This is a genomic window from Roseburia sp. AF02-12, from assembly GCF_003461765.1.
Lineage (GTDB): Bacteria > Bacillota > Clostridia > Lachnospirales > Lachnospiraceae > Roseburia_C > Roseburia_C amylophila.
Map to the genome: position 1 here is coordinate 523,088 of NZ_QTXS01000001.1, position 16,195 is coordinate 539,282.

General features: G+C 41.3%; 14 protein-coding genes. 13 read left to right on the forward strand and 1 reads right to left on the reverse strand.

Translation table 11 applies throughout. The annotated features are described in order from the left end of the window. The first annotated feature begins 6 nt into the window (after nucleotides 1-6). The 7 genes from truB (at nucleotide 7) to cls (ending at nucleotide 8,810) form a co-directional block, all read left to right on the forward strand. Nucleotides 7-939 (forward strand): tRNA pseudouridine(55) synthase TruB, encoded by a 933-nt coding sequence (gene truB / locus DV740_RS02465; RefSeq protein ID WP_117841002.1) that lies wholly within the window; start codon nucleotides 7-9, stop codon nucleotides 937-939. 32 nt (nucleotides 940-971) lie between these two features. After that, nucleotides 972-1,895, forward strand: coding sequence for a bifunctional riboflavin kinase/FAD synthetase (locus DV740_RS02470; protein WP_022242574.1), 924 nt, complete (start codon nucleotides 972-974; stop codon nucleotides 1,893-1,895). A gap of 174 nt (nucleotides 1,896-2,069) precedes the next feature. Next, nucleotides 2,070-3,188: a C40 family peptidase gene (locus DV740_RS02475; RefSeq protein ID WP_118087413.1), complete on the forward strand. Its 1,119-nt coding sequence runs from the start codon at nucleotides 2,070-2,072 to the stop codon at nucleotides 3,186-3,188. 144 nt (nucleotides 3,189-3,332) lie between these two features. Next, complete coding sequence (gene rpsO / locus DV740_RS02480) at nucleotides 3,333-3,599, forward strand: 30S ribosomal protein S15 (protein WP_118056740.1); 267 nt, start codon at nucleotides 3,333-3,335, stop codon at nucleotides 3,597-3,599. Between the two features lie 293 nt (nucleotides 3,600-3,892). Then, entirely contained in the window at nucleotides 3,893-5,986 is a 2,094-nt protein-coding gene (locus DV740_RS02485; RefSeq protein WP_117697175.1) for a polyribonucleotide nucleotidyltransferase, read from the forward strand. Between the two features lie 239 nt (nucleotides 5,987-6,225). Next, nucleotides 6,226-7,116 carry a S8 family peptidase gene (locus tag DV740_RS02490; RefSeq protein WP_118087414.1) on the forward strand — a complete coding sequence of 297 codons (891 nt, stop codon included), beginning with the start codon at nucleotides 6,226-6,228 and terminating at the stop codon, nucleotides 7,114-7,116. A gap of 158 nt (nucleotides 7,117-7,274) precedes the next feature. Beyond that, nucleotides 7,275-8,810, forward strand: coding sequence for a cardiolipin synthase (gene cls / locus DV740_RS02495; RefSeq protein ID WP_118087415.1), 1,536 nt, complete (start codon nucleotides 7,275-7,277; stop codon nucleotides 8,808-8,810). Nucleotides 8,811-8,818: 8 nt separating this feature from the next. Here cls and DV740_RS02500 read toward each other — a convergent pair whose 3' ends face one another. Next, nucleotides 8,819-10,081, reverse strand: a complete 1,263-nt coding sequence (locus DV740_RS02500) for a D-alanyl-D-alanine carboxypeptidase family protein (protein WP_118087416.1) — start codon at nucleotides 10,079-10,081, stop codon at nucleotides 8,819-8,821. A 98-nt stretch (nucleotides 10,082-10,179) separates the two neighbouring features. Between DV740_RS02500 and DV740_RS02505 the strand changes: the two genes are divergently transcribed. The 6 genes from DV740_RS02505 (at nucleotide 10,180) to DV740_RS02530 (ending at nucleotide 16,167) form a co-directional block, all read left to right on the forward strand. After that, nucleotides 10,180-11,037, forward strand: a complete 858-nt coding sequence (locus tag DV740_RS02505) for a metallophosphoesterase (RefSeq protein WP_118087417.1) — start codon at nucleotides 10,180-10,182, stop codon at nucleotides 11,035-11,037. A 107-nt stretch (nucleotides 11,038-11,144) separates the two neighbouring features. Continuing rightward, entirely contained in the window at nucleotides 11,145-11,894 is a 750-nt protein-coding gene (locus DV740_RS02510; RefSeq protein ID WP_118087418.1) for a segregation and condensation protein A, read from the forward strand. Nucleotides 11,895-11,917: 23 nt separating this feature from the next. Beyond that, nucleotides 11,918-12,487: an SMC-Scp complex subunit ScpB gene (gene scpB / locus DV740_RS02515; protein ID WP_117841006.1), complete on the forward strand. Its 570-nt coding sequence runs from the start codon at nucleotides 11,918-11,920 to the stop codon at nucleotides 12,485-12,487. A 91-nt stretch (nucleotides 12,488-12,578) separates the two neighbouring features. Further along, nucleotides 12,579-13,841, forward strand: a complete 1,263-nt coding sequence (locus DV740_RS02520; RefSeq protein ID WP_242994195.1) for a D-alanyl-D-alanine carboxypeptidase family protein — start codon at nucleotides 12,579-12,581, stop codon at nucleotides 13,839-13,841. Nucleotides 13,842-13,982: 141 nt separating this feature from the next. Next, nucleotides 13,983-15,419 carry an acyl-CoA carboxylase subunit beta gene (locus DV740_RS02525; protein ID WP_118087419.1) on the forward strand — a complete coding sequence of 479 codons (1,437 nt, stop codon included), beginning with the start codon at nucleotides 13,983-13,985 and terminating at the stop codon, nucleotides 15,417-15,419. Nucleotides 15,420-15,432: 13 nt separating this feature from the next. After that, nucleotides 15,433-16,167 (forward strand): OadG family transporter subunit, encoded by a 735-nt coding sequence (locus DV740_RS02530; RefSeq protein ID WP_118087420.1) that lies wholly within the window; start codon nucleotides 15,433-15,435, stop codon nucleotides 16,165-16,167. Nucleotides 16,168-16,195 lie beyond the last annotated feature (28 nt).

Sequence of the window (16,195 nt, forward strand, 5' to 3'; positions counted from 1 at the left end):
TAACGTATGGACGGAATTATTAATGTGAGAAAAGAAAAAGGATTTACGTCCTTTGACGTAGTTGCAAAGCTGCGTGGAATTTTAAAAATGAAAAAGATTGGACATACAGGTACGCTTGATCCGGATGCGGAGGGCGTACTTCCTGTATGTATAGGAAAAGCAACCAGAGTCTGTGACCTTTTAACTGATAAGGACAAGGTATACGAGGCAGTCATGCTTTTGGGAAAAGAAACGGATACCCAGGATATGACAGGAACCATATTAAAGGAATCCGAGGTAAATCTTTCCATAGAAGAAGTAAAGCAGTGTATTGAAAGCTTTGTGGGAGAATATGCACAGATTCCGCCGATGTATTCTGCACTGAAGGTCAATGGAAAGAAATTATGTGACTTAGCAAGAAACGGTGTGGAAGTAGAACGCAAGGCAAGGAAGGTTCAGATATTAGATATTGCAATTTTATCAATCGACTTGCCGCGAGTGACCATGCGGGTGCACTGTTCCAAAGGAACTTATATCCGGACATTGTGCCATGACATCGGAGAAAAATTAGGTTGTGGAGCCTGTATGGAGTACCTGGTACGGACAAGAGTTTCAGATTTTCAAATAGAAGATGCAAAAACACTGCAGGAAATTGAGACAATAATGAAAAGTGGTAAGATAGAAGAGATTTTATATCCCATTGATACCGTATTTAAAAATCTGCCACAGATTCACAGCCGCAAAGATAGTACTGCACTTTTATATAATGGAAATAAGCTGCCGTTGCCTGTGATAGCAGAGGCAGAGACGATAGAGCATACGCTTGCTTCTTTTTATAAAGAAGATGACTGCAAAAAAGTCAGAGTGTATGACAATGCAAATCATTTTGTTGGAATATATGAATACCGTACAGCGGACAGGCTGTTTAAGCCGGTAAAACTTTTCTTTACACAGCAATGAGAAGGAAAAAGACATTTAAGCAGGTATAAAAAATGAAGTATATACATGGAACAACAGAATTTCATATTGAAGAAGAATGCGTGCTTTCCCTTGGCAAATTTGACGGTCTGCACAGAGGACATGAGACTTTATTAGAACATATGATGGAGCAGAAGAATAAAGGCTGTGCAACGGTACTATTTACCTTTGCCATTCCGCCGAGACCGGGCAGGATAAATGAAGTCCAGAAGGTGCTTACGACGAATGAAGAGAAGGTTGCAATCTGTGAAGAGCAGGGCATTGATTATCTGATTGAATATCCTTTTACCAAAGAAGTCATGACCATGGAACCGGAAGCATTTATTGAAATGCTGGCTTCTTCCATGAAAATCCGTGGCATTGTGGTTGGAACAGATTTTCATTTCGGACATAACCGCCGCGGAGATTACCATCTGCTGGAAATATATGCGAAGAAGCTGCATTATGAACTTAAGGTAATAGATAAGGTTCAGTATGAGAATCGGGATATCAGCAGTACCTTTATCCGGGAAGAAGTAGAAAAGGGCAATATGGAAAAAGTAAAATACCTTCTTGGCTATGATTATTTTGTGGAAGGTGTTGTAATACATGGCAGAGAAATGGGCGCGAAGGTACTTGGAATCCCGACCATAAATATCATACCGCCGGAAAACAAACTGCTTCCGCCGTTTGGTGTCTATGTTTGTGATGTTGTAGTAGGGGATAAGACGTATCATGGAATCGCAGATGTTGGATGTAAGCCGACTATCGAAGGGGTTAATCCGGTGGCAGTGGAAACCAATATTTTTGATTTTAATGAGAATCTCTATGGAAAGAAAGTGCGTGTCTGCTTCCGGAGCAGAGAGCGCAGCGAGATGAAGTTTGAATCCTTAGAGGCTTTAAAGCAACAGCTCGAACAGGATATTGCCTATGGCAGATTTTATGTACAGCAGCATTAAATATATGAATTTCGTAAAATTTCGAACAATTGTTACATAATTGTTACATATTTATGTTGACATTATGAAATCACGTTGCTATAATCTTAAAATATGGAGAAGCATATTGATTCGAACAGATGCGGAAATGCAGGGTGCATTTTGCATCGTTACAATGTCAGGAGGCATATTTTTATGAAGAACAATAGAAAGTGGAAGACAACAGCATTTATTCTTACCTGTGGACTTACAGTGGCGCTTGAGGGTGGCGCAACTGCACAGACATCAGCAGGTTCCGGCTTAAATGCAGGAATATTTGCTACAATGGATTCCTATTATAATACAGATATTGTTGTTTCAGCAACCAATACTGTTACAACGATGGAAGGACAGTCTGAGGATGCTGCAGCAACCGATACAACGGTACCTGCAGATACAGCAGCAACCGATACAGCGGTACCTGTAGATACAACAATCTGTGGATATACCAATCTTGGTATTGCACAGGTTGACAGCAGTTTAAATGTAAGGGAACAGCCGGATACCAATTCTGATATCGTAGGAAAGATGCAGAGTGATGCCGGATGTGAAATTTTAGAGGACGATGGCGAGTGGCTTAAAATTGAATCTGGTCAGGTAACCGGATATGTAAAAGCAGAATATATCATTACCGGAGAGGCAGCTGTAGCAAAAGCCCAGGAAGTAATGAAGACCATTGCAACCGTTACAACACAGACTTTAAATGTACGTGCTGAGATGAATACCGATTGTACCAAACTGGCATTGATGCCGGAAGGAGAAGAATTAGAGGTTTTAAATCAGTATGATGGCTGGGTGGAAGTAGACTTAGATGGTGATGTAGGATATGCAAGCACCGACTATGTAGAGATTTCACAGCAGCTGCCAAAGGCACAGACCATGACAGAATTAAAATATGGTCAGGGTGTTTCAGATACAAGAGTATCACTGGTGGCTTATGCAACACAGTTTGTCGGTAATCCATATGTATGGGGCGGAACCAGCCTTACCAGAGGAGCGGACTGTTCCGGATTCGTATTATCCGTATATGCAAATTATGGCGTATATCTGCCACACTCATCCAGAGCACAGGCAGGATGCGGAACCAGAATCAGTGCATCCGAAGCACAGCCGGGAGATTTGTTCTTCTATGGTAGCGGTAAGGGCATTAACCATGTGGCAATCTATATCGGAAATGGTCAGATTGTTCATGCAAGTTCACCTTCTACCGGAATCAAGATTTCCAATGCATATTATCGTTCACCAGTATGTGTTGTCCGTGTATTAGGAAACTAGATAAGGAAACTAACAGAATTTTGTTTACAAATAATAAGTAGTATGTTATATTTGTTAGGTATGATTTAGCCGATATTCGGTAGATGGACACTCCGACCTTTTGCTGATTATCAGGCGATAAGAAAATATAAGGAGGAAACGTAAATGTTATCAAAAGAAAGAAAAGAAGAAATCATCGCAGAATATGGTAAAACTGCTACAGACACAGGTTCACCAGAGGTACAGGTTGCACTTTTAACAGCCAGAATCAATGAGCTGAATGAGCACTTAAAAGTAAATCAGAAGGATCATCATTCCAGAAGAGGACTTTTAAAGATGGTTGGTCAGAGACGTCGTTTACTGGCTTACTTAAAGAAAGTTGATATTGAAAGATATCGTTCTTTAATCGAACGTTTAGGTTTAAGAAAGTAATTTCTTGTAAAAGGAAACCGTATAGAATAGAGCGGAGTTGTCCGCTCTATTTTTCGGTTGCTAGGCTTCCACAGGTTGCCGGATATCCGTAAGGAACTGCAAGTACAGAGTCTTATGGATGACAATGTAAGAACGGCAGAAGGACGATTCCGAGACCACTGATTAGTGCAATTACAGATTGTGTTAATCAGTAGTTTCGGTCGATACACCTCCGGATGGCTGCAAACAGCACCATTTCGGAACTTCTGCCATAATAAGCAGGAATATCCTGTATACAAAAAAGGAGAAATGATATGTACCAGAGTTATTCAATGGAACTTGCCGGAAGAACTCTTACGGTTGATATTAACCGTGTGGGTAAACAGGCAAATGGATGTGCATTCATGCACTACGGTGATACCACTGTATTATCTACTGCAACAGCATCTGAAAAGCCAAGAGACGGAATCGACTTTTTCCCTCTTAGCGTAGAGTTCGAAGAAAAATCTTATGCAGTAGGAAAAATCCCTGGCGGATTTAATAAGAGAGAAGGAAAAGCATCTGAGAATGCAATTCTTACTTCCCGTGTAATTGACAGACCTATGCGTCCGTTATTCCCAAAGGATTATCGTAATGATGTAACATTAAACAACCTCGTTATGAGCGTTGACCCGGAATGCCGTCCGGAAATCGTAGCAATGCTTGGTTCTGCGATTGCAACCTGCATTTCGGACATCCCATTTGACGGACCATGTGCTATGACACAGGTCGGAATGAAAGATGGTGAATTTGTAATCAACCCATCCCAGGAAGTTTGGGACAATGGTGATTTACAGTTGACGGTTGCTTCTACCAGAGAGAAAGTAATCATGATTGAAGCCGGAGCAAATGAGATTCCGGAAGATAAAATGATTGAAGCAATTTACATGGCACACGACATCAACCAGACCATTAATGATTTCATTATGAAACTGGTAAACGAAGTTGGTAAACCAAAACATGAATATACAAGCTGTGCAGTTCCAGAGGAAATGTTTGCAGCTATGCGTGAGATTGTTACACCGGATGAGATGGAAGTAGCAGTATTCTCTGACGACAAACAGACCAGAGAAGAAAATATCCGTAAAGTAACAGAGAAAATGGAAGAGGCATTTGCAGATAACGAAGAGTGGCTTCCATTAGTTGGTGAGGCTGTATATCAGTATCAGAAGAAGACCGTTCGTAAGATGATTTTAAAAGACCACAAACGTCCGGATGGAAGAGCAATCAACCAGATTCGTCCGCTGGCATCTGAGGTTGATATTATTCCTAGAGTACATGGTTCTGCTATGTTTACCCGTGGACAGACTCAGATTTGTGATGTTGTAACATTAGCTCCATTATCTGAAGTTCAGAAAATCGATGGATTAGATGAGAATATTACCACCAAGAGATATATGCACCATTACAATTTCCCATCCTACTCTGTTGGAGAAACAAAACCTTCCAGAGGACCGGGACGTCGTGAAATCGGACATGGAGCACTGGCTGAGAAAGCATTGGTTCCGGTTCTTCCTTCTGAAGAAGAATTCCCATATGCAATCCGTGCCGTATCCGAGACCTTTGAATCTAATGGTTCTACCTCTATGGCATCTACCTGTGCATCCTGTATGGCACTTATGGCTGCAGGTGTTCCGATTAAGAAAATGGTTGCAGGTATTTCCTGTGGTCTGGTAACTGGTGAGACAGATGATGATTACATCGTATTAACCGATATTCAGGGACTTGAGGACTTCTTCGGAGATATGGACTTCAAGGTAACTGGTACACATGACGGTATTACTGCAATCCAGATGGATATTAAGATTCACGGATTAACAAGACCTATCGTAGAAGAAGCAATCAGAAGAACCAGGGAAGCAAGACTTTATATCATGGACGAAGTTATGTCCAAAGCAATTGCTGAGCCAAGAAAAGAAGTTGGACAGTATGCTCCAAAGATTCTTCAGGTTCAGATTGATCCGGCTAAGATTGGTGATGTAGTAGGTCAGAAGGGTAAGACAATCAACGAGATTATCGACCGCACTGGTGTTAAGATTGACATCAATGATGAAGGTGCAGTAAGCATCTGTGGTACCGATAAAGCAATGCTTGAGAAAGCTGCTGACATGATCCGTATCATTACAACTGATTTTGAAGAAGGTCAGATTTTCACTGGTAAAGTAGTAAGCATCAAAGAATTTGGTGCATTCATCGAATTTGCACCGGGCAAAGAGGGAATGGTTCACATTTCCAAGATTGCGAAAGAGAGAATCGAACATGTAGAAGATGTTCTGACTCTTGGTGATACAGTAACCTGTATCTGCATGGGCAAAGACAGAATGGGAAGAATCAGCTTCTCCATCAAGGATGTTCCTGCTCAGAACTAATTATAGATTTATGGCATGTGATTTTTCAAGGCTCACATAAATAAAATAAGGCGTATGCTTTTGCGGATGAAAATCCACAAGGGTATACGCCTTTTTACGTAAGTAGCGAAGAAAAAGTCTGGCAGAAAAAAAGAGCCGAGTTTGCTGAGTAAACTTCCTTTTCGGGTATCCGGAAAGCTCTGCCGGTGGTCAAAAATGCTGCACTGCATATATTATAAGAAAACATAAAATGGTGCAGTATGGAACGGGTCAGACAGATTACAAGGGTGAATGAAGCTCATAAACTAGGATATATTGGAAATAATGTCACGGTAGCCGTGATGGATACAGGAATCGGAACTCATATTGATTTTGGACAAAGAATCAGAGGATTTCGTGATTATGTAGGTGATAAGAAGATACTTTATGATGATAACGGTCATGGAACCCATGTTTCCGGAATTATTGCAGGTTCTGGTTTCGCTTCCCATGGACGTTACCGGGGAATGGCTCCGGGAGCACAGATATTTTCGATAAAAGTATTAGACCGCATGGGAAAAGGTAATACCAGACTGGTGGTATCTGCATTAAAATGGCTGATTGCAAATTATGGGAAAATGAATATAAGAATCTTAAATATTTCCGTAGGAATGCTTGCTTCGGCCAGAAGGGAAGAACAGGAGGAATTGTTAGCAGCAATTGAAGCAGTCTGGGACGCAGGAATCGTAGTGGTTGCTGCTGCAGGAAATAACGGGCCAAAGGATAAGAGTATTACGATACCGGGGCTATGCCGGAAGATTATAACGGTGGGCAGCAGTGATGATGAGGAAGGAGAAGTAAAAAATCTGGGTCTGATGCGTGGGTATAGTGGGAGGGGTCCGACGGAAGCCTGCATTATGAAACCAGAAGTAGTGGCTCCTGGAACAGCGATTGTCAGCTGTAAGCGGATGGGAAATGGTTATGAGATGAAAAGTGGAACCTCTATGGCAACACCGGTGGTGGTGGGGGCGGTCGCGGTGCTTTTAAGCCGTTATCCAAATCTAAAACCGGCAGAAGTAAAACTGCGGCTTTATGAGACGAGTGTAGATACTGGAAAATCCAAGCATGCACAGGGCTGGGGGAGGCTGGATGTCATGCGGCTGATTCGATAAAAGAAAATAGCCTGGAAGAGATAAAAAGCAGAAAGAAAGAGAAAGAGAAAGAGACAGAGGGAAAGGAATACGCCGGACATTTGATTTCTGGGAGAAAATGCGGTAGAATGAAGAATACGCATAAAACAAGGGGTAGAAAAGAAAGAGGAGGGAATAAGGTGAAGAAAATATTTAAAGTTTTAATCAGCAGACTTTTTATCACAGTTTTACTTATTTTACTTCAGTTTGGATATTTATTTTATCTGCTGCTGGAAGTTGGTAAAATGTCTACTTACATCAACCTGATTCTCAATATACTTGCATTTATCGTAGCTTTATTCGTTGTAAATCGAAGAATGAATCCGGCATACCGGCTGGCATGGGTATTTATTATTCTGATGTTTCCGTTGCTCGGATTGTTGCTGTACGTGGTATTTGGAAGACCGGAACTCACCAGAAAGGCAAGAGAGAAAATGAACCGCGTAAATGAGGAAGTAGAACCGCTTCTTACAGAAGATAAAGCGTGCAGAGAACGGCTGGCAGAAGAAGATCCGGTTGCCGCTGGACAGTCTTCATATATCAGTGACTGGGCGCATTTTCCAGTTTATGAACATACAGCAACAAATTATTATCCGTCCGGAGAAGAAATGTTTCCGGTTATGTTAGAAGAAATCCGGAAAGCGAAAAAGTTTGTTTTTCTGGAATATTTTATTTTAGATGATGGAAAGATGTTCCGGGAGCTGATTCAGCTTTTGAAGGAAAAAGTGGAAGAGGGCGTAGAAGTACGTCTGATTTATGATGATGTTGGCTGCATTACGACACTGCCGAATAATTTCTATAAGGAATTGCAGAAAATCGGAATTAAATGTGCGGCGTTTAATCCGTTGCGGGCGAGACTTGCTGTCATTATGAATAACCGTGACCACAGAAAAATCCTCGTTATTGATGGAAATGTTGCATTTACTGGTGGAATCAATATTGCAGATGAATATATCAATGAAATTGAGCGGTTTGGATACTGGAAGGATACCGGAATCCGTATGAAAGGTGCAGCGGTATGGAGCTTTACCTGTATGTTTCTTGAAATGTGGAATTATATAATAAATTCCACGGAGGATTATGAGAAGTTCCGGCCGGATGCAGACTATGTGGCAAAGATTCCATCCGTTGGATATGTGCAGCCGTATAGTGATACACCGTTAGATCACGAAAATACCGGCGAGAATGTATACATGAACATTATTAATTCAGCACAAAAGTATGTCTACATTTTCACCCCGTATCTGATTATTGACCATGAAATGCTGGTAAGCCTTCAGAATGCGGCAAAACGTGGTGTGGATGTGCGGATTGTAACACCTGGAATTCCGGATAAGAAATTTGTTTATCTTCTGACACAGGCAGATTATGGTGTTCTTATTGAAAGTGGTGTAAAGATTTATCAGTATACACCGGGATTTATTCATGCAAAGAGTTTTGTCTGTGATGATAAAATTGCTACCGTAGGCAGTATCAATCTGGATTACCGCAGTATGTATCTGCATTTTGAATGCGGAGTCTGGTGCTATAAGACCGAGGCAGTGCTGCAGTTAAAAGAAGATGCACTTGCGGTAATCGGACAGTCACAGCAGATTGATCTGGAATTCTGCAAACACAGATTTGTAGGAGTACGGATGATACAGACCTGTCTGCGTCTGCTGGCCCCGCTTTTGTAGAAAAGGTTTTACAGGGAGAAGAAATAAGTAAGCGTCTTACGAAAATAATCCTGATAGGTAGCTTTTGGAATTGTAGTATCATATAAGACACGGATGGAGCCGATTTCTTTTTCATTTAATGTATAGTAAAGTGTGCCGGCTTCTTTTCCCTGTGTTACCGGAGCTTTTATTTCTTCTGGAAGAGAAAGCTTTTTTTCAATAAGATTTAAGTCATTTCCTGCAGTATCAAGATATGAAAAGGTTCCTTCATAGGAAAGACTGACCTTTTTATCAGTGCCACCCCGTACTGATAATTCCGGCAGAGCGGGCGGTGTGGTATCCTGATAGAGCCGGCATACGGAAAAACCATAGTCTAAAAGGGCGGACGCATCAGCAAAACGCACTTTATAATCCGGTGCAGCCATAATGACTGCGATGAGTTTAATGTTATCTTTTTCAGCAGTGGCTGAGACACAGTACTTGGCAAGACCGGTGGAACCGGTTTTTAATCCAGTGGCATAGGCGTATTGTTTGATGAGCTTATTGGTGTTGGTTAAACCAAATTCGGAAGACCCTTTTTTCGTGACATGGGTAATATTTTCCATCCAGATGGTAGAATAATTATGTATCTGCGGATATTTTGTGATTAATTCCCGGGACATTAGAGCAACATCATAGGCACTGGTCATATGATTGTCAACGTCAAGACCGCAGCAGTTAACAAAGTTGGTATCCTTCATACCAAGACCGGCAGCCCGCTCATTCATCTGGGCAACGAAGGCATCTTCCGAACCGGCAATGAATTCTGCCATGGCAACGCAGGCGTCATTGGCACTGGCAACACTGATACACTTTATCATGGTATCAACGGTCTGGGTTTCACCCGGCTCTAAGAAGACCTGGGAACCGCCCATGCTTGCAGCATGTTCCGAAACTGTGACAACATCATCCAGGGAAATTTTTTGTGCGTCCAGAGCATCGAAAATCAGAATCAGTGTCATGATTTTCGTAATGCTGGCAGGATGCAGGATGGAATGAGCATCTTTTTCATAGATGATAGTTCCGGTAGATGCTTCCATTAAAAGAGCACTGGGAGCGGACAATGCGACCGGAGCAGATGCATCGGAAGCAGCATCCGGATTGGAAGCATCTGGCATGGAAGCATCAGGGGATGGATTGTTGGATTCTGCAGGAGTTTCGTTTTCTGCAAGAACAGAAAATTGTGATGCCATTGGTAAAAAGGCCGGGCCAAGAAGAGACAGGCTTATGAAAATGGAAAGAATGGTATGCATAAGAATACCTCCGGTATGTTCTATTACATTTTAATAGAGAAGAGAAAGAAATATGCAGATAAAGCATGGTTTATTTTGTTGATGCAAAGAGGTGAAAGATGTTATTAAAAATCATTATTGTAATAGCATGTGTGATTTTGGTTTACATAATCTGGCAGTGGCAGGAATTAAAAAAATTTGCAAGAACGGATTATGAGATAAAAAGTGGTAAAGTGCAAAGAGAATATAAGGCAGCAGTACTGGCAGATTTGCATGGTTTTCAGTATGGAAAAGACAACATCCGGCTTTTGGATGCAATTAGAAGTGGACAGCCGGATCTGATTCTGATTCCAGGAGATATGGTGGTTAGCAGGAAAAGTGACACCTATGAGACAGCGTTAAAGATATTGGAAGAACTGTGCAGGATTGCACCGGTTTATTATTCTTACGGAAATCATGAATCCCGTGCCCACATAAGAAAAAGTGAGTATCAGGAGAAATTTTTCGCTTTTGAAAATAAGGTAAAAGAGCTTGGCATCCATGTACTGCATAATGAAACAGAAGCTTTTGGAGAACTGGCGGTTACCGGGCTTGAAATTCCATTGTCCTGTTATAAAAAAGGAGTGGATGTGCCACTTCCACAGGATTATCTTGAGAAAATGCTTCCGGAGCAGACGGAAGATACATTTCAGGTGCTGTTAGCACACAATCCAAGATACGCGAAGGAATATGCAGACTGGGGAGCGGATTTGACTCTTTGCGGACATAATCATGGAGGACTGATACGGATTCCGGGCGTTGGAAGCCTGATTTCTCCGCAGTTTCAGTGGTTCCCGAAATATGATGCAGGAGCCTTTGATTTTGAGGGAAAGAAAGTAATCGTAAGCCGGGGGCTTGGAACCCATACCTTTCATATCAGAATCCTTAACCGGGCGGAACTTGTGTTTATGGTTATAAAACCACAAGATATTGCTTGATTTGTGATATAAAGTTGTGAAAAACACTAAATCTTGTGAAAACACTTGCGTTTTTTCTTAGATACCGTTAAAATAGATGTGCTAGGAAAGAATGGAGAGGTTTTGAAATGGAATTAACAGTAAAGCTGCAGGTGTTCGAAGGACCGTTAGATTTGCTCCTTCATCTGCTGGATAAGAATAAAGTAAATATCTATGATATCCCAATTGTGGAGATTACCAATCAGTATATGGAATATATCCGGGAAATGAAGCGGCAGGATTTAAATGTTATGAGTGAGTTCTTAGTTATGGCAGCCACACTGATTGATATTAAATCAAAGATGCTTCTTCCGGCAAAAGAGACAGAAGAAGAGGAAGCAGAAGACCCGAGAGCAGAACTGGTAGAACAGCTTTTGGAATATAAGATGTATAAATGCATTTCCTATGAATTAAAAGACCGTCAGATGGATGCGGAAAAGGTGATGTTTAAGGAGCCGACGATTCCGGACGAGGTAGCTGCCTATGAAGAGCCGGTGGATTTAGAGGAACTGATGGCAGATGTCACATTGAAGAAATTGAATGATATTTTCAAATCCATCATGCGTAAGCAGGAAGATAAGATTGACCCGGTTCGTTCCAAATTTGGCAAGATTGAGAAAGAAGAAGTATCACTGTCCGATAAAATGGTATATTTAGAGCAGTATGCAATGACACATCCACATTTCAGCTTCCGCAGTCTTTTAGAAGCACAGTGTGGCAAGATGGAGATTATCGTGACCTTCCTTGCAGTGCTTGAGCTGATGAAGACGGGCAAGATAACCATTTATCAGGATAAAATATTTGATGATATCAGAATAGAGTCCAAGGTTGCAGCCTAGGCTCTTATTATATGAGGGTAGTAATGGAAGAAAAGAATTATGAAGCAATTATAGAAGCAATTTTATTTACCATGGGGGAATCGGTAGAATTGGATAAAATTGCCAATGCAATTGAATTAGACAAACAGGAAACCAAAAAGAAAATAGAAGCACTCCAGCAGAAATATGAGCAGGAAGAAAGAGGTATCCAGATTATCGAACTGGACGGTGCTTATCAGATGTGTACGAAGAATGAAATGTATGAATATCTGATTCGGATTGCAAAACAGCCAAAGAAGCGTGTCCTTACAGACGTACTGTTAGAGACCTTATCCATCATTGCTTATAAGCAGCCAATCACCAAGGCGGAGATTGAAAAAATCCGTGGCGTATCCTGCGACCATGCAGTAAGCAAACTGGTGGAATATAATCTGGTCAATGAAGTGGGAAGATTGGATGCTCCGGGCAGACCGATGCTATTTGGCACAACAGAGGAATTCTTACGGAGCTTTGGTGTGCATTCCATCGATGAACTCCCGGTGCTGAATGAAGACCAGGTGGAAGAATTCAAGCATCAGGCTGAACAGGAAGCGGAAATGAAGCTTGAAGTATAGCAACAGGGAATGTAGTAAGCGGAAGTATAATCAAAGTATAATCATAGAAAGAAATGAATAGAATGCAGAGAAAATGTATTTCGGAGCGGTCATGAAAAAGAGACGGTGGAAGAAAATGACAGCATTATCTCTGCTTTTTATATTTTTTAGTTCCAATCATATTCCGGCAGAACTGCTGCCACAGGATAATCCGGATGAAACGCAGGAAGAAAATGAAATAGAAATCGAAGAACCAAAGAATTTGTACGCGCTGTCTGCATGCTTAATGGATGCGGATTCAGGGCGTATTTTGTTTGGAAAAGAAGAGGATGTGCGCCGGGCAAATGCCAGTACGACAAAGATTATGACATTGATTGTAACCTTAGAGCATGCAGATTTAAATGACGTAGTTACATTTTCTGATTATGCAGCCTCCCAGCCGGATGTGCAGCTGAATGGAGCAAGTGGGGAACAGTTTTTATTAAAAGACCTTTGTTTCTCTCTGATGTTAGAATCCCACAATGATTCGGCAGTGGCAATTGCGGAACATGTGGCAGGAAGTGTGGAGGCATTTGCTGGCTTGATGAATGAGAAGGCGGCGGAGCTTGGCTGCATGGATACCTATTTCATTACGCCAAACGGACTGGATAAGGAAGATGAAAACGGATTCCATGGAACGACAGCAGCCGACCTTGCCCGGATTATGAGCTATTGCATCAATGAGTCTCCCATGAAAGAGACTTTTCTTGAAATTACGCAGACACCGTCCTATTCCTTTTCTAATATAGAAGGAACACGAAACTACAGCTGCAATAATCATAACCGTTTCCTTACGATGATGGACGGAGCAATCAGTGGTAAAACCGGTTTTACGGGCAATGCCGGATACTGTTATGTGGGAGCATTGCGGAGGGATGACCGTACCTATGTGGTGGCACTTTTAGGCTGCGGCTGGCCAAACAATAAGAATTATAAATGGTCAGACACAAAACAGTTGATGCAGTATGGAATTGATTCTTTTGAAAAGGTAAATCTTCTGGAGTTGGAAATCCCCAAGGAAGCAGAGTATCCGCTTGAGATAAAGGGAGCAAAGACAGACGACTATAGCAGAATTAAGATGACAGAGGTTCAGAACAGGACAGAGGAAAAACAGATAGAAAATATACTGCTTCGTAAGGATGAATCCATTGAATTTAAATTGGAGAGAAAGCAGAGACTTGAGGCTCCGGTGGAAGCAGGAACTACTGTTGGAACCCTTAAGTATATACTGAATGGGCAGGTGGTGAGAGAGGAAGAACTTGTCTTAAAAGACAGTGTTTCGGCATGGGATTACCGCTACAGCTGCCTCAGAATGGTTGACCTTTTTTCTTTATAAAGTCAGAAAATCAGCCATAAAATGCGATATGTAAAATCTGTGAAAAAATTAACAATTTGCTATTGAAAAGTTTTGGTCAATGTACTACAATTACCCTAGCGAAAAATTTTATTTTTTCTAAAATAGATGGAGGACTAAGAGATGAGCAACAGAAGTAATAACTTAGCAGAACAGAGAATTTGCCGTTTGCTGGATGAAAACAGCTTTATGGAAATCGGTTCTCTGGTAACCGCAAGAAATACGGATTTTAATCTGGCAGATGAAGCTACGCCATCAGATGGTGTCATTACCGGACATGGTCTGATTGATGGTAATCTGGTATTTGTCTACAGTCAGGATTCTTCCGTATTAAATGGAACAATTGGCGAGATGCATGCAAAGAAAATTGCAGCTGTTTATGACAGGGCGATGAAGATGGGTGCACCGGTAATCGGACTTTTGGATTGTGCCGGAGTTCGTCTTCAGGAATCAGTAGATGCTTTGAATGCATTAGGAATGATTTATGAAAAACAGGTTATGGCATCCGGAGTAATTCCACAGATTTGTGCTGTATTTGGCAACTGTGGCGGCGGACTTACCGTAGTACCTGGATTATGTGATTTTGCATATATGGAAGCTGATAAAGCCAAAATGTTTGTAAATGCACCAAACGCAATCGAAGGAAATTACGTTGGAAAATGTGATACTTCTTCTGCAGATTTCCAGAGCACAGAGACCGGCGTCATTGATATGGCAGGTTCTGAAGAAGAAATCTTTGCACAGATTCGTGAACTGGTCTGCATGCTTCCGGCAGATAACACAGAGAATGGTTATATGGAAGACTGTGAAGATGATTTGAACCGTGCATGCGAAAATGTAGATACCATGAAAGGCGATCCTCGTTTCGTATTAAGCGAGATTTCTGATAATCACAATTTCTTAGAGACAAAGAAGGATTATGCAAAGAGCATGGTAACCGGATTCATCCAGTTAAACGGACTGACTGTCGGTGCTGTTGCTAACTGCACAGAAGAATATGATGAAGAAGGAAAGAAAGTCGCAGAGCATGATGTGGCACTTTGTGCAAAAGGCTGTGAAAAAGCTTCTGAATTCATCCAGTTCTGTGATGCATTTGATATTCCTGTATTATCTCTTACCAATGTGGCTGGATTTACAGCAACAAAATGCAGCGAAAGAAGACTTGCAAAAGCTCTGGCTAAACTTACATATGCATTTGCAAATGCTACCGTTCCTAAGGTTAGCCTGCTTACCGGTAATGCTTACGGAAGTGCAGCAGTAATGATGAACTCCAAAGCAATCGGTGCTGACCTTGTATACGCATGGCCGGATGTTAAGACCGGTATGATGGATGCACGTCTTGCAGCAGAGATTATGTATGCAGACGCTGATGCGGACAAGCTTGCTGAGAAAGCAAAAGAATATGAGGCATTACAGTCTAACGTTGTAACTGCAGCTAAGAGAGGATATGTAGACTTGATTATTGAGCCTGCTGATACCAGAAAATATCTTGTAGCAGCTTTTGAAATGCTGTTTACAAAACGTATGGATACTCCATATAAGAAACATGGAACAAAATAGAAAGGTGAATCTTATGAAGAAAAAATTGTGGATGCTTGTATGTGTTTTCGTGCTTGCATTTTCTGTTACGGCCTGTGGTAAGACAGATCAGACTTCAATAACATTCAATGGAGGCACCTATGACCAGTGGAAGGATACAGTACAACAGACAGTACAGCAGATAACTACTGTGTCAGAAGCTGATATTGATAATGCTCTTTCTTCCATTTCAGAGAAGAGCGATGCAGTAAACTACAACTTCTATAGCAGTTGGAAAGAAGCTGTTGCTGACGAAGGAGATTTCCAGGGATTTGGTGACTTTACCATGACAGAGTCAAATAAGACAATGGTAATGGAACAGACATTGAATTATACCAACCGTGATTTGAGTTTTACTGTTGTATTTGATACAACTACAGACACACCGGAACTTACCAGTATGACATTTGACAAGGTATATTCACTTGGCGAGAAAATGGGCAAAGCCGGAATGAATACACTTATGGGCATGGGTACCGTATTTGTAATCTTAATTTTAATCAGTATTATTATTTATGCATTCCGCATTATTCCTTATTTACAGAATAAGAAAAAGAATGCGGCTGATGCAACTGCTGCAAAAGAAGATAAAGTAGTAGAACAGATTGCTCAGAAAGAAGAGCTGGTTCAGGATGATTTGGAACTTGTTGCAGTTATCTCTGCTGCAATTGCGGCAGCAACAGGAAGTTCTACAGATGGATTTGTAGTACGTTCCATTAAGAGAAGATAGTTTGAAGAATAATTAGGAGGATATAAAG

What these genes read in the sequence shown, in the direction of transcription:
- DV740_RS02475 (WP_118087413.1), top strand. Translation starts at nt 2,070, where the DNA reads ATGAAGAACAATAGAAAGTGGAAGACAACAGCATTTATTCTTACCTGT.
- scpB (WP_117841006.1), top strand. Translation starts at nt 11,918, where the DNA reads ATGGAAGAAAAGAATTATGAAGCAATTATAGAAGCAATTTTATTTACC.
- DV740_RS02500 (WP_118087416.1), bottom strand. Translation starts at nt 10,081, where the DNA reads ATGCATACCATTCTTTCCATTTTCATAAGCCTGTCTCTTCTTGGCCCG.
- DV740_RS02520 (WP_242994195.1), top strand. Translation starts at nt 12,579, where the DNA reads ATGAAAAAGAGACGGTGGAAGAAAATGACAGCATTATCTCTGCTTTTT.
- DV740_RS02510 (WP_118087418.1), top strand. Translation starts at nt 11,145, where the DNA reads ATGGAATTAACAGTAAAGCTGCAGGTGTTCGAAGGACCGTTAGATTTG.
- DV740_RS02490 (WP_118087414.1), top strand. Translation starts at nt 6,226, where the DNA reads ATGGAACGGGTCAGACAGATTACAAGGGTGAATGAAGCTCATAAACTA.
- truB (WP_117841002.1), top strand. Translation starts at nt 7, where the DNA reads ATGGACGGAATTATTAATGTGAGAAAAGAAAAAGGATTTACGTCCTTT.
- rpsO (WP_118056740.1), top strand. Translation starts at nt 3,333, where the DNA reads ATGTTATCAAAAGAAAGAAAAGAAGAAATCATCGCAGAATATGGTAAA.
- DV740_RS02505 (WP_118087417.1), top strand. Translation starts at nt 10,180, where the DNA reads ATGTTATTAAAAATCATTATTGTAATAGCATGTGTGATTTTGGTTTAC.
- DV740_RS02485 (WP_117697175.1), top strand. Translation starts at nt 3,893, where the DNA reads ATGTACCAGAGTTATTCAATGGAACTTGCCGGAAGAACTCTTACGGTT.
- DV740_RS02525 (WP_118087419.1), top strand. Translation starts at nt 13,983, where the DNA reads ATGAGCAACAGAAGTAATAACTTAGCAGAACAGAGAATTTGCCGTTTG.
- DV740_RS02470 (WP_022242574.1), top strand. Translation starts at nt 972, where the DNA reads ATGAAGTATATACATGGAACAACAGAATTTCATATTGAAGAAGAATGC.
- DV740_RS02530 (WP_118087420.1), top strand. Translation starts at nt 15,433, where the DNA reads ATGAAGAAAAAATTGTGGATGCTTGTATGTGTTTTCGTGCTTGCATTT.